This is a genomic window from Micromonospora sp. S-DT3-3-22, assembly GCF_015354745.1.
GTDB classification, from domain to species: domain Bacteria; phylum Actinomycetota; class Actinomycetes; order Mycobacteriales; family Micromonosporaceae; genus Micromonospora; species Micromonospora wenchangensis.
In genome coordinates, this window is record NZ_JACGMO010000052.1 from 1 (window position 1) to 12,942 (window position 12,942).

Annotated in this window: 8 protein-coding genes and 1 pseudogene; 7 read left to right on the top strand and 2 right to left on the bottom strand. The window is 73.0% G+C overall.

Annotated features, from left to right (window positions below):
* The 7 genes and pseudogenes from H1A17_RS16695 to H1A17_RS16725 all read left to right on the top strand — a co-directional run.
* A pseudogene (locus H1A17_RS16695) lies at positions 1–454 on the top strand (copper resistance protein CopC); the annotation flags it as partial.
* 125 nt (positions 455–579) lie between these two features.
* Positions 580–1,833 (top strand): kynureninase, encoded by a 1,254-nt coding sequence (gene kynU / locus H1A17_RS16700; RefSeq protein WP_194822290.1) that lies wholly within the window; start codon positions 580–582, stop codon positions 1,831–1,833.
* A gap of 75 nt (positions 1,834–1,908) precedes the next feature.
* The gene (locus H1A17_RS16705; protein WP_145920085.1) at positions 1,909–3,474 is read left to right on the top strand and encodes a Na+/H+ antiporter; all 1,566 of its coding nucleotides are present in this window, start codon (positions 1,909–1,911) and stop codon (positions 3,472–3,474) included.
* Between the two features lie 138 nt (positions 3,475–3,612).
* On the top strand, positions 3,613–4,851 hold the full coding sequence (locus H1A17_RS16710) for a helix-turn-helix domain-containing protein (protein WP_194822291.1): 1,239 nt from the start codon (positions 3,613–3,615) through the stop codon (positions 4,849–4,851).
* A gap of 189 nt (positions 4,852–5,040) precedes the next feature.
* Positions 5,041–5,208 carry a hypothetical protein gene (locus H1A17_RS16715; RefSeq protein WP_168222501.1) on the top strand — a complete coding sequence of 56 codons (168 nt, stop codon included), beginning with the start codon at positions 5,041–5,043 and terminating at the stop codon, positions 5,206–5,208.
* Between the two features lie 266 nt (positions 5,209–5,474).
* Positions 5,475–7,154 (top strand): pectinesterase family protein, encoded by a 1,680-nt coding sequence (locus H1A17_RS34475; protein ID WP_205789036.1) that lies wholly within the window; start codon positions 5,475–5,477, stop codon positions 7,152–7,154.
* A gap of 123 nt (positions 7,155–7,277) precedes the next feature.
* On the top strand, positions 7,278–8,648 hold the full coding sequence (locus H1A17_RS16725) for a carbohydrate-binding protein (RefSeq protein WP_194822292.1): 1,371 nt from the start codon (positions 7,278–7,280) through the stop codon (positions 8,646–8,648).
* A gap of 51 nt (positions 8,649–8,699) precedes the next feature.
* Here the strand turns inward: H1A17_RS16725 and H1A17_RS16730 are convergent, their stop codons facing one another.
* On the bottom strand, positions 8,700–10,541 hold the full coding sequence (locus H1A17_RS16730; protein WP_194822293.1) for a family 16 glycoside hydrolase: 1,842 nt from the start codon (positions 10,539–10,541) through the stop codon (positions 8,700–8,702).
* A gap of 165 nt (positions 10,542–10,706) precedes the next feature.
* Entirely contained in the window at positions 10,707–12,899 is a 2,193-nt protein-coding gene (locus H1A17_RS16735) for a carbohydrate-binding module family 20 domain-containing protein (RefSeq protein ID WP_194822294.1), read from the bottom strand.
* Positions 12,900–12,942: the final 43 nt, after the last annotated feature.

Below are 12,942 nucleotides of genomic sequence, written 5' to 3' on the forward strand. Positions count from 1 at the left end.
GCCGGGCCGGGTCGCCCGGGCCGCCGGGGTGGAACTCGCCGCCACGGCGGTGGTGCTGGCGCTGACCGCCGTGCTGGTGCAGACCCCGCCCGGCCGGACCGCCGACACCGAGGCCGCCCGCGCCACCCGCGAGGGCGTCGCGCAGACCCTCACCAGCGGCACCTACACCCTCCAGTTCGACATCTACCCGGTACGGGTGGGGGTGCCGAACTCGCTGCACGCGTACGTCTACACCCCGCAGGGGCAGCCGCTGCCGGTGGTCCAGTGGACGGTCAGCCTCGCCCTGCCGGCGGCCGGGATCGAACCGATGACCGTGCCGGTGGACACCCCGGAGCCGCACCACGGCAGTGCCGAGATCAGCCTGCCGGCGCGCGGGGACTGGACGATCCGGTTCACCGTCCGCACCAGCGACATCGACCAGGCCACCGTCACCGCCACCGTCCCGGTCCGCTGACCGGCCGGGGCTCCCGGCGCGCCGGGAGCGTCGGCGGTCGGTGCCGGGCCCCGGCCGGGGCGGGCCGACCAGGCGATCCGCTAGCCTGCATCGGCCCGGGTGTCCCCGGGCGGAGGGAGGACACCATGAGCACACACCCGTCCCGGGACGTCGCGCAGGAGCGGGACGCCGCCGATCCGCTCGCCGGCCTGCGGGACCGGTTCGTGGTGGACGACCTGCTCTACCTCGACGGCAACTCGCTGGGCCGGCTGCCGGCCGCCACCGGAGACCACCTGGCCGGTCTGGTCCGCGACGGCTGGGGCACCGAACTGGTCCGCAGCTGGCCGACCTGGATCGAGTGGCCGCGCCGCCTCGGTGACCGGATCGCCGCCCACGCGCTGGGCGCCCGCGACGGCGAGGTGATCGTCTCCGACTCGACCTCGGTCAACCTCTACAAGCTGGCCGCCGCCGCCCTCGACGCCCGACCGGGCCGGCGGACGATCCTGGCCGACGCCGAGGAGTTCCCCACCGACCGGTACCTGCTGGAGGGGCTGGCCGCCCAGCGTGGGCACACCCTGCGGCTGCTCCCCTCCGACGTCGACGAGGGGCTGGACCAGGCCACCCTGGCGGCGGCGCTGACCGAGGACGTGGCGCTGGTGGTGCTGTCGGCGGTGTCGTACCGCTGCGGGGCCCTGCTGGACGTCGCGGCGGTGACCGAGGCGGCCCGCCGGGTCGGCGCGCTGGTGCTGTGGGACCTGTCGCACGCGGTCGGCTCGGTGCCGCTGGACCTGACCGCCGCCGGTGCCGACCTCGCCGTCGGCTGCACCTACAAGTACCTCAACGGCGGCCCCGGCGCGCCGGCCTTCCTCTACGTGCGGCGGGAGTTGCAGGAGGCGCTGCGGCAGCCGATCTGGGGCTGGTTCGGCCAGCGCGACCAGTTCCGGATGGGTGCCGGTTACGATCCCGCGCCCGGCCCGGAGCGGTTCCTGGTGGGCACCCCGCCGGTGCTCGGGATGGCCGCCCTCGACCCGGCCCTGGACGTGCTGGCCGACGCCGGGATGGACCGGGTCCGGGAGAAGTCGGTACGACTCGGCGAGCTGATCATCGAACTGGCCGACGCCTGGCTCGTCCCGCACGGCTTCCGGCTCGCCTCGCCCCGCGACCCGGACCGGCGCGGCGGGCACGTGTCGCTGTACCACCCGGAGGCGCTGCGGATCTCCCGCGCCCTGGTCGACGCCGGGGTGGTCGGCGACTACCGGGTGCCGGACCGGCTGCGGCTCGGCCCGGCGGCGCTCTACACCCGGCACGTCGACGTGTGGGACGCGATGGACCGGCTGCGGGACATCGCCGAGCGGCGGGCCTGGACCGAGGTGCCGGCGGAGCCGTCCCGGGTCACCTGAGCCGATCCGGGCAGATCCCGGATTCCCCCCGCGTCGCCGCCGACTTCGTACCAGCATGTCGGGCGGGGGTGTGCCGTGGAGGTCCTGGTCCTGATCGTGGTGCTGGCCGCCACCGTGCTGGTCGGCACCACCATCGGCGGCCGGTACCGGGTGGCGCCGCCGGTGCTGCTGATCACCATGGGCGGCCTGCTGGCGCTGCTGCCGCCGCTGTCGGACGTGGTGCTCGAACCCGAGGTGGTGCTGCTGCTCTTCCTGCCCGCCGTGCTCTACCGGGAGAGCCTGGTGATCAGCCTGCGGGAGATCCGGTCGAACCTGCTGGTGATCGCCTCACTGGCGGTGGCGCTGGTGGTGGTGACCATGGTGGCGGTGGCGCTGGTCGCCAAGGCACTGGGGATGAGCCCGCAGGCGGCCTGGGTGCTGGGCGCGGTGCTCGCCCCCACCGACGCGGCGGCGGTGGCCGGCCTGGCGAAACGGATGCCCCGCCGCATCCTGACCACGTTGCGGGCGGAGAGCCTGGTCAACGACGGCACCGCGCTGGTGCTGTTCTCGGTGACGGTCGGGTTGATCGTCGGCGGCACCGCGCCGGGGGTGCTCGGGTTCCTGGGCCGGTTCGTCGGCTCGGCCGGTGGTGGGATCGCCGCCGGGCTGGCGGTCGGGCTGGTGGTGGTGCTGATCCGCCGCCGGTTGGACGACCCGCTGCGCGAGGGCGCGCTGAGCGTGCTCACCCCGTTCGCCGCGTTCCTGCTCGCCGAGGTGGTGCACGCCAGCGGGGTGCTCGCCGTCGTGGTGGCCGGGCTGCTGCTCTCGTACGCCGGGCCGAGGGTGATCCGGGCCCGGTCCCGGCTGCTCGCGTACGCCTTCTGGGACCTGTCCACCTTCCTGATCAACGGTGCCCTCTTCGTGCTGCTGGGGATGCAGATCCCCCGGGCGGTGAACCACGTGACCAGCACCTCGATCGTGCGCTCGGTGGCGATCGCCGCCTCGGTCACCCTGATGGTGGTGGTCGTCCGGCTGGTGTGGCTGCAACTGTTCTCGTACGGCCTGCCGGTGGTGGGTCGGGGTGGCGGGGTGAGCCGGCGGGTCCGGGTGGCGGCCGGCTGGGCGGGTTTCCGGGGCGCGGTGTCGCTGGCCGCCGCCCTCGCCGTGCCGGTGACCACGGCCACCACGCACGCGCCGGTACCGGAACGGGATCTGATCATCTTCTGCACCGCCGTGGCGATCGTGTCGATCATGCTGGTGCAGGGCACCACCCTGCCGGCGGTGGCCCGCTGGGCCGGCCTGCGGGGCGACGAGTCGCGTGGGGACGAGGTGCGGCACGCCCGCCGCCGGGCCACTGAGGTGGCGTTGACGGCGCTGCCGGGCGTCGCCGCCGACCTCGACGTCGACCAGGAGGCGGTGGACCGGCTGCGCGCGGACTACCAGCGGCATCTGGACCTGGTGACGGCGACCGGCGGCGGCGACGAGGCCGACCGGGCACAGGAGTCGGACACCCGGCTGCGGCTGGGGGTGCTGGAACACAAGCGCCGCGAGGTGACCCGGCTGCGCGACAACAACGAGATCGACGACAGCGTGCTGCGCGAGGTACAGGCGGCGCTGGACATCGAGGAGGTCCGCCTCCTCGGCCCCCAGACCGAGGACTGACGCCACGCCTCCAGAGCCGCTGACGGATGCGGAGGGTAGGCAACCGGACACTTCCTGTGCTCAACGCTGGGTGTACCGTCCGAAGTGGCAGCCACCGGGCGCGGCTGGCGGCTGCCCGTTGCGTTGGCGGGAGAGGGCATGACCGTACCGACGGTGGGTGAGCGGCTCGCGGAGATCCGTCGTGAGTCGAGGCTGACCCAGGAGCAGCTCGCCGAGCGGTCGGGTGTCAGCGTCGAGGTGATCCGGAAGCTGGAGCAGGGCAGCCGGGGCGCGACCCGCCTCGACACGCTGCATGCGCTGGCCCGCGCGTCGGGGGTGCCGACATCCGCGCTGTTGGGCGACGCGTCGCAGGCCGCCGCGCGGGGGGAGCCGAATCATCGCCAGTTGTCGTTGGCGGAGATCCGGCGGGTGGTGGCCCCGGTCCGGGGGATCGACGGTGCTCCACTCGTCGTGCCGGCGGAGGAGCCGCCCGACCTCGCCACGTTGCGACGGAACCTGCACGCCGCCGATCGGGTCTACCACGCCGGTGACTACGCGCTCGCGTTGCGGGTGGTGCCGCCGTTGTTGGTGAACGTGCGCGCCGCCGTCGGCCTTGCCGGGGACCAGCGACAGGACGAGGCGCACGACCTGCTGGCCCGCGCCCAGCATCTGGCGGGTGGCCTGCCGATCCAACTGCGGGCCGACGATCTGGCGCAGACCGCGCTGTCGGGGGCGCTCGACGCCGCGCAGCGTGCCGGCGATCGGGTGGTGGCGGCGACCGTCATCCGGACGATGTGCTGGCTGTTGATGCGCCAGGGCCGCATCGGAGAGTCGGCCGACCTGGCGGTGGCCACCGCCGACGAGGTGGAGCCGCGATTGTCGCGGGCGACTCCGGCCGAGCTGGCCGCCTGGGGATGGCTGCTGCTGAGCGCCGCTGCCGCGCAGGCCCGGGACAACCGGCCGGACGAGGTGGCCGACCTGATCGGCGTCGCCGCTGCCGCCGCAGCTCGGATCGGTGAGCGGGTGCCGTCGTCGGATCATCTGATGCTGGTGGGCGGATTCGACGACGCCAAGGTGCAGATGCAACGGGCGGAGGCGGCGGCCGTGGCGGGGGACGCGGGCCGGGTACTGGAGTTGTCAGCGCTGGTGCCACCCGTCCCCACCATCAGCGCGTCGGCGTGGCGACGGCACCGGCTCGACCTGGCCTGGGCGCTTGCGCAGCTACGACGCTACGGGAAGGCGACCACGGTGTTGACGCAGTTGCGCGACACCTCACCCACCTGGTTACGGCAGCAGCGGTACGCGCGGGACATCGTGGACACCATCGCCACAGGTCGCCGTCGGGCCATGACGAACGAATTGGCGGCCCTGGCTGAGCTGATGGGCGGCGCCCGCTGACTGGTACGGCGCGTCCGAGTCGGTGCGAGGCGATCTTCGGATCGCACCTTTCGCACCTGTCTGATCACCCTCGGTAGCGCCAGCCTGTGTTTCGGTGGCCGACTCGTTGAAGTCGGTAGCCGGGGCCGGGCACAGCGGCGACGTTTCTTCGAGAACGTCCCGCCATGCCCCCTATCGATGGAGGTGGGCATGCGGGACCAGGATGACAAGCCGGGGGCGAGCCGGAGCGAGCAGTTGGAGGAGGCTGAGCGGGAGGCGGCGCGGCGACGAATTCTCGCGCAGGCGGAGGCCGAGCGGATACCGGTGGAGGAGACCACGCGGGCCGTACCCGACCGGCAGTGGCGTCGTGGACAGTAGCGGGCTGTTGCCGGTGGGGCGGCGGATGTCACGCGTATCCGGACGACCCTCTCCCGGTACGACATCCCGCTGGCCCGCCCGGCGGGCGGCCGACCGGTGTTGCCGGTCGGGGTGGGTTGAGGGGTCCGCCGCAGGTGGGACGGCACCCACCCCCCGGCGGGCACCAGCGCATTGACAGTCGCATATGTGCGGAGTTACGGTGCGCCAGGAAAGCGCTTTCACGCCTGTTCCCACCTCCATCCCCCGTCCCCGGAGGTTCATCCGCCATGCGCACGAAGCGCCTCCGCCCGCTCGCCGTCACCGTCGCGGCGCTCACCGCCGTGCTGCTCGCCCTCACCCAGTTCGGCGGCGCGCGGGTGGCCCACGCCGCCCCGTTGTTCAGCGACGACTTCTCCGACGGCGACCTGGCCGGCTGGTCGAGATCCGGCGGCACCTGGTCGGTGGTCTCCGACGGCAGCCCGGCGTTGCAGCAGGCCAAGGCCGACACCGACAACGCCCGCCTCTTCGCCGGAAGCTCGTCCTGGGCCGACCAGGTCGTCCAGGCCCGGGTCAAGCCGCTCACCCTGCCCGGCAACGGCCTGGTCGCACTGCTGGCCCGCGCCGGCGGCGCGACCAGTTACTACCGGCTCGCCCTGCTCCCCGGCGACCAGGTCCGGTTGGAAGCGGTCCGCAGCGGCACGGTCAGCCCGCTGGGCGTGGTGACCCACCCGGTGACGACGGGCACCTGGTACACCCTGCGCATCGAGGTCGCCGGGACGGCGGTACGCGGCTGGGTGGACGGCATCCCCGTCGGCTCCGGCACCGGCACCCTCACCGCGACCGGCCGGATCGGTGTGCAGACCGGCCACGCCACGGCCCGCTTCGACGATGTGGTGGTCACCAGCGGCGGCAGCACGCCGACCAGTGCACCGCCGTCCCCCACCCCGACGGTCACGCCGACCACCGCGCCGCCGACGTCCACCCCGACCGGCACGCCGCCGGCCGACCGGTCCTCGGTGGTCGCCCCGGACGGCAGCGGGGACTTCACCAGCGTGCAGGCGGCGGTGGACGCGGTGCCGACGGGCAACTCCAGTCGGTACACCATCACCATCAGGCCGGGCACCTACCGGGAGACGGTGTCGGTCCCGGCCGGCAAGCCGTACGTGTCGTTCGTCGGGTCGACCGGGAACGCCCGGGACGTGGTGATCGTCTACGACAACGCCTCCGGCACCCCGAAGCCCGGCGGTGGCACGTACGGCACGTCGGGCAGCGCCTCGGTGACCATCGACGGCAACGACTTCACCGCCCGGCACCTGACCTTCGCCAACGACTTCGACGAGGCGGCGCACGACTACAGCGCCGAGCAGGCGGTGGCCGTGCTGACCCGGGCCGACCGGCTGGTCTTCGACGACGTGCGGTTCCTCGGCAACCAGGACACGCTCTACCACAACAGCGCCTCCGTCGACGCGGTCGGCCGGGCGTACTTCCGGGACTGCTACGTCGAGGGCGACGTGGACTTCGTCTTCGGCCGGGGCACCGGGGTCTTCGACGGCTGCGAGATCCGCTCGCTCGACCGGGGCTCGACCGGCAACAACGGGTACGTCACCGCCGCCTCCACGATGATCGGCAACCCGTACGGCCTGCTCTTCACCGGCTGTGCCCTGACCACGGACACGGCGGCGGCGCAGAGTGTGCACCTCGGCCGGCCGTGGCACCCGGGCGGGGACGTCAACGCGATCGGTCAGGTGGTGTTCCGCGACAGCGTGCTCGGCGCGCACGTGAAGGACTCCCCCTGGACCGACATGTCCGGCTTCTCGTGGCGCGACGCCCGGTTCGCCGAGTACCGCAACGGCGGACCCGGGTCGACGGTCACCGCCGACCGGCCGCAGCTGACCGACGAGCAGGCCCCGACCTACACCCCGCAGCGCTACCTGGCCGGCGTCGACGGCTGGAATCCGATCCCCTGACGGTCCGCGCCGCCGCCGGCCACGACCCGCCGGTGGCCGGCGGCGCGACCCCGTCGACGGCCGGGCATTTACATTTAACAAACTTAACTGATAACCTCCCCGCCATCGACGAGGAGGTATGTCATGCGACTTCGACCTGGGACGACGGCCATCCTGGCCGGTGCGGTGCTGCTCGCCGCCGCGCTGCCCGCCGCGAACGGGCTCGCCGCGCCGACCACCGCCACCGCCGGCACCACCCTGGCGGCCTGCTCCGCACCGGCCTGGGCCGAGGGCGTCAGCTACCCGGCGGGCACCCGGGTCAGCTACCTCGGCCGCCTCTACGAATCGCTGGTGACCCACACCCCGCCGGCCGGCGCCGGCTGGAACCCGGCCGCCGTCCCGGCGCTCTGGCGTGACCTCGGCGTCTGCACCGGGACGCCGTCGCCGACCCCCACCGCCACACCCACCCGTCCCCCGTCCCCGACACCCACCCCCACCCGTCCCCCGTCCCCGACTCCCACCGCCACCCCCGGCACGACCACGCCGCCGCCCGACGGCACGGGCTGCGCGCTGAAGCCCCGGCCGGCCGGCAAGGTGCTCCAGGGCTACTGGGAGAACTGGGACGGCGCGACCAACGGCGTCCACCCGCCGCTGGGCTGGATTCCGATCACCGACGCCCGGATCACCGGACACGGCTACAACGTGGTCACCGCCGCCTTCCCGGTGATCCGCGCCGACGGCACGGTGCTCTGGGAGGACGGCATGGACGCCACCGTCAAGGTGCCCACCCCGACCGAGATGTGCCAGGCCAAGGCTGCGGGGCTGACCCTGCTGCTGTCGATCGGCGGCGCCACCGCCGGCATCGACCTCGGCTCGGCGGCCGTCGCGGACCGGTTCGTCGCCACCGTCGTGCCGATCCTCAAGCGGTACCACTTCGACGGCATCGACATCGACATCGAGACCGGGCTGACCGGCAGCGGCGACATCACCCGGCTGTCCACCTCGCAGGCCAACCTGATCCGCATCATCGACGGCGTGCTGGCCCAGATGCCGGCGGGCTTCGGCCTCACCATGGCCCCGGAGACCGCGTACGTCACCGGCGGCAGCGTCACCTACGGCTCGATCTGGGGCGCGTACCTGCCGATCATCAAGCGGTACGTCGACAACGGACGGCTCTGGTGGCTGAACATGCAGTACTACAACGGCAGCATGTACGGCTGCGCCGGTGACTCGTACGCCGCCGGGACGGTGCAGGGGTTCACCGCCCAGACCGACTGCCTCGACGCCGGCCTGGTCGTCCAGGGCACCACCATCCGGGTCCCGTACGACAGGCAGGTGCCCGGCCTGCCCGCGCAACCCGGCGCCGGCGGTGGCTACCTCGCGCCGACCTCGGTGGCGCAGGCGTGGAACACCTACCGGGGCGGCCTGAAGGGGCTGATGACCTGGTCGGTGAACTGGGACGGGTCCAAGGGCTGGACGTTCGGCGACAACGTCCGCACCCTCCAGGGCCGCTGAACCCGGCCGTGCCCCCGCCGGTGCGGGCGGGGGCACGGCCGGTCAGCTGGCTCAGAGCCGGGCACCCACGTCGACGCCGCTGGCGGGGCGCAGGAAGGCCGAGGTCGGGATGGACCCGTCGGCGGCCCGGGGGCCGGTGATGGTCGACGGGTCGGTGCTGGCCAACGGCCAGGTGCCGCCGAGGTTCCAGGAGTTGTCGGTCCCGGTCGAGGAGCCGGGCGACACGTCCGGGGAGTTGCCGACCGCGAGGTTGCGGCTGAGCCGGGAGGTGGAGCGGGAGACGTCGAAGCCGGCCTTGCCGTTGCGCCACGCGGTGTTGCGCTCGAAGAGCAGCGTCCCGGGGTTGCCGTTGTCGATGAAGCCGCCGGCCGAGTTGCCCCAGGCCATGCTGTTGCGGGTGACGTGGTCGACGGCGGGGCGGGGATCGTTGCCGCCGCCGTGCTTGAAGCCGTTGCCGTCCCCGGCGTAGTCGGGCAGGTTCCAGTAGTTGTAGCCGTTGTCGTAGGCGACGCTGTCCTCGATCAGGATCGGCGACAGGAAGAGCCAGGCGTCGAACCCGTCGTCGGAGTTACGCCACAGCCGCGCGCCGCGCACCACGTTGCCGCTGCCCGAGCCCTCCTTGATGGCCAGCCCGTCGGCGCTCTCGCCGTTCTTGCGGGGGTCCCGGTTGCCGTAGCTGTCCAGGTCGACGATCCGGTTGCCGCCGGACGCGCCCTGCAGGTGCAGCCCGGACTCGTAGTTGTCCCGGGTGACCAGGCGCTCGTAGCTGCCGTTGTCGGTGTCCACCCCGAAGATCCCGTACGGGCCGCGGATGATCTCCAGGCCGACGAACCGCCACCAGTCGCCCTCGACGTGCAGCGCGCCCCGGTCGGCGCGGGGGATGCTGGAGCCCACCGCGCCCGGCGTGTACGGCATGTTCTCGCCGTCGATGACCACCTTCTCCCCCGGGTAGTTCATGAGGGTGATCGGGTGGTCCGCCGTGCCGTCCTTGAGGATCCTGATGGTGCTGGTCGGCGCGTAGGTGCCGCCGCGTACCGCGATGGTGGTGCCGGGTTCGGCCAGGTCGTGCGCGCGTTGGATGGTGCGCAGCGGCCGGGCCGTCGTGCCCGGGTTGGTGTCGTCGCCGTCGGTGGCGACCACCAGCACGACGGCCCCGGGCGGTTCGGTCGTCGGTGGCGGGGTCACGGGTGGCGTGGTGGGCGGCGGCGTGACCGACGGGGTGGGGCTCGGCGGCGGGGTGTGTGTGGGGGCCGGCGGCGTGGTGGGCGCGATGCCGCCGTCGCGGACCAGGACGTCGTCGAACGTGGCCGACGAGGACACGGTCTGCAACCCGATCCGGCCGGCGGCGACCAGCGGGCTGGTGGCCTGCCCGACGGGGACGCCGTCGACGCTGCCCCGCACGGTGCCGCCGGTGACCTCGACGGCGAGGGTGTACCAGACGCCGGTGGTCACGGTGCGGGTGGCGCTGGCGAGCACGGTGACGGCGCTGCCGTTGACCGCCTGCAACTGCACCCGGTCACCGGGCAGCAGCGCCAGCCGGTAGTAGCGCGTCGCCCCGGACGCGCGGGCCAGCAGCCCGACGTGGCCGCCGGGGCCGAGGCCGAGCGGCTTCACCCGGGCCTGGACGGTGTAGTCGGTCCAGCCGGTGCTGCCGGCGAAGAGCCGGGCGTTTGCGCTGCCCGCGTCGGACTGTCGCAGGGCCGGGGAGCCGTCGGTGACGACGCCCCAGTTCCCACCCGACCGGGACCAGCCGGCGGTGTCGCCGTCGGTGAAGTCGTCGCTGAACATGGTGGCGGCCGAGGCGGTGGTGGCCGGTCCGGCCAGGAGTGCGACGGTGGCGGTGAGCACGGCGGCGAGCAGTGGGGCCAGCCGGCGATGCGGGGACGGGCGCATGGGCGTACCTCCGGCGGGGCGGGTGGCGACGGAGCGAGAAAGCGCTTTCCGGACGATACGAGAGCACATCGATATCCGTCAACCTCAGGTGTCGCCGTGACCGGGGTCGAACGGCGCGGCGGCCGACCCCCGGAAAGGGGATCGGCCGCCGTGGTCCGCCCAGCGTCACCGCCAGGTGTCGTTGGCGCTCCACGAGCCGGTGGACCCGACGGTGGCGCTGCGGTTGCCACCGGACTCCCAGGTCACCGTGCCGTCCGGGTTCTTCTTGAGGTACTTGTACTCGAACGTCGTGTTCGCCGGCAGGGCGACCGTGGCCCGCCACAGCGGGTAGGCGGCCGAGGAGAGCGCCACCGCGTTGGCCGGGTTCCACGAGCCCAGCGCCGCGACGCTGCCCACCACGAAGACGTTCTGCCCGTACGAGGTGGTGGCGTTGACGGTGAACGACGCCCCCTGGGTGCCGGCCGGGTCACCCCGGAAGGTGTCGGTGACCGACGCGGTGCCGCCGCTCGGCGTGGTCAGCGTCCGGTTGCTTCCCGATTCCCAGGTCACGACGCCGGCCGTGGTCTTCTTGATGAACTTGAACTCCACGGTCGAGGACGCCGGCAGGTTGACCACCGCCCGGTACGTCCCGTTGCCCTGCGCGGTCAGCGGGACGGCGGCGGCCGGGGCCCACGAGCCCAGCGCCGGGACGCTGCCGACGACGTAGGCGCTCTGGTCACCGGCCAGCGCGGCGGTCACGGTGAAGGTGGTGGTGACGGTGCCGGCCGGAGCGGTCGGCGTCGGCGAGGCGCTCGCCGTGGGCGTCGGGGTGGCGGTGGGCGTGGTCGCCGGGCCGCCCTTCGCGTTGACGTGCAGCGCCACCGCGCCGTTGGCGGGGAGCTGGACGGTGGCCCGGCCGCCGCTGACCGTCACCGTGGTGCCGGTGCAGCCGGACGTGCCGCGCGCCCCGGAGATCACGTCGCAGTACGACCCGTCGGCCAGGCCGGTGGTGAAGGTGGCGGTGGTGGCGGAACCGGAGTCGTTGATCCCGATCCAGGCCCGGTCGCCCCGGTGGAAGCCGATGACGTTGCTGTTCACCACGGTGAAGTCGGAGACGCTCCTGACCGACTTCGCGGCGTTCGCCCAGCCGACCATGCCCTTGATCCCGGTGGACCGGGTCAGGCAGTTCCAGCTGCCGCCGCAGACGGTGTCGGTGACGTAGCCGTTGCCGTCGGCGGGCGGCGACTGGTTGCGGTTGGACCAGGTGAAGCTGTCGTAGACCGACGGCTTGCCGTGCGGGTAGGCCAGCGCGAAGTAGTTGGCCAGGACGTAGTCGCTGCCGTCGCGGTAGGACAGCACCACCCCGTCGCGTTCCAGGTCGTGGTTGGTGACCATGGCGAACACGTTGGCGCTCGGCGCGTCGAGGTTCCAGCTGCCGACGTTGGCCAGGTTGGCGATCGAGCCCTGGAACGCCGACTTCAGGCCCTTGGCGTACCCGAAGTCGAGCACGTCGCCGTTGCCGATGAAGGCGCGCGCCTTGAGCGCGTCGTTGCTGGCCCCGTCGAAGATCTCCTGGGCGACGTACGGGCGCTTGTTCTCGGCGGTGGTGTTGCGCACCTTGCCGAGGATCGCGGCGAAGTCGTCCTTCTTGACATGCTTGACCGCGTCCACCCGGAACCCGTCGACACCGAGGCCGACCAGGTCGTTGAGGAACCCGGCGATCTTGGTGCGGACGCTGTCCTTCTCGGTGTAGAGGTCGGTCAGGGACAGCAGCTCGCAGCTGGTCACCTGGGCCTCGTTGTTCCAGTCGTTGATCGCACCGGAGGTCGGGCAGTTGTCACCCGGGCGGTGGAAGTCGCCGGTGCCGTAGGGCACGGCGGGGAAGCTGTAGCCGGGGCCGGAGAAGTCGGTGCCGGCGTACCCGACGACCGACTCGGGGTTGTTGGCGCCGGCCATGTGGTTGACCACCGCGTCGACGTACACCCGAACCCCGGCGTTGTGGCAGGTGGTGACCATGTCGGCGAACTGCTGCCGGGTGCCGAACCGGCTCTCCAGCCGGTAGGAGACCGGCTGGTACACCTCGTACCAGGGGTGGACGCCGTCGGCGCTGGTCGGCAGGCTGACCGACTCCTGCGGCGGGGCGACCTGGACCGCGCCGTAGCCGGCCGGGCCGAGGTGGTCGGTGCAGGCGGCGGCGACGGACCGCCAGTTCCATTCCCAGAGGTTCGCGGTGACCTCGCTGTCGTTGAGGGCGACGGCGGCGGTGGCGGGGACGGTGGCCGGCAGCGCGCTCAGGCCGGCGAGGGAGGTGGCGGTGACGGCGAGGGCGAGGAGGCCCCGTCGCAGACGGGTTCCCCGGGGGACGCGGGGTGTGGACATCGGGAGTGGACCTACTTCCGGGGGTCGAAGCGGCGCTGGTCGG

What these genes read in the sequence shown, in the direction of transcription:
- kynU (WP_194822290.1), top strand. Translation starts at nt 580, where the DNA reads ATGAGCACACACCCGTCCCGGGACGTCGCGCAGGAGCGGGACGCCGCC.
- H1A17_RS16710 (WP_194822291.1), top strand. Translation starts at nt 3,613, where the DNA reads ATGACCGTACCGACGGTGGGTGAGCGGCTCGCGGAGATCCGTCGTGAG.
- H1A17_RS16715 (WP_168222501.1), top strand. Translation starts at nt 5,041, where the DNA reads ATGCGGGACCAGGATGACAAGCCGGGGGCGAGCCGGAGCGAGCAGTTG.
- H1A17_RS34475 (WP_205789036.1), top strand. Translation starts at nt 5,475, where the DNA reads ATGCGCACGAAGCGCCTCCGCCCGCTCGCCGTCACCGTCGCGGCGCTC.
- H1A17_RS16725 (WP_194822292.1), top strand. Translation starts at nt 7,278, where the DNA reads ATGCGACTTCGACCTGGGACGACGGCCATCCTGGCCGGTGCGGTGCTG.
- H1A17_RS16730 (WP_194822293.1), bottom strand. Translation starts at nt 10,541, where the DNA reads ATGCGCCCGTCCCCGCATCGCCGGCTGGCCCCACTGCTCGCCGCCGTG.
- H1A17_RS16735 (WP_194822294.1), bottom strand. Translation starts at nt 12,899, where the DNA reads ATGTCCACACCCCGCGTCCCCCGGGGAACCCGTCTGCGACGGGGCCTC.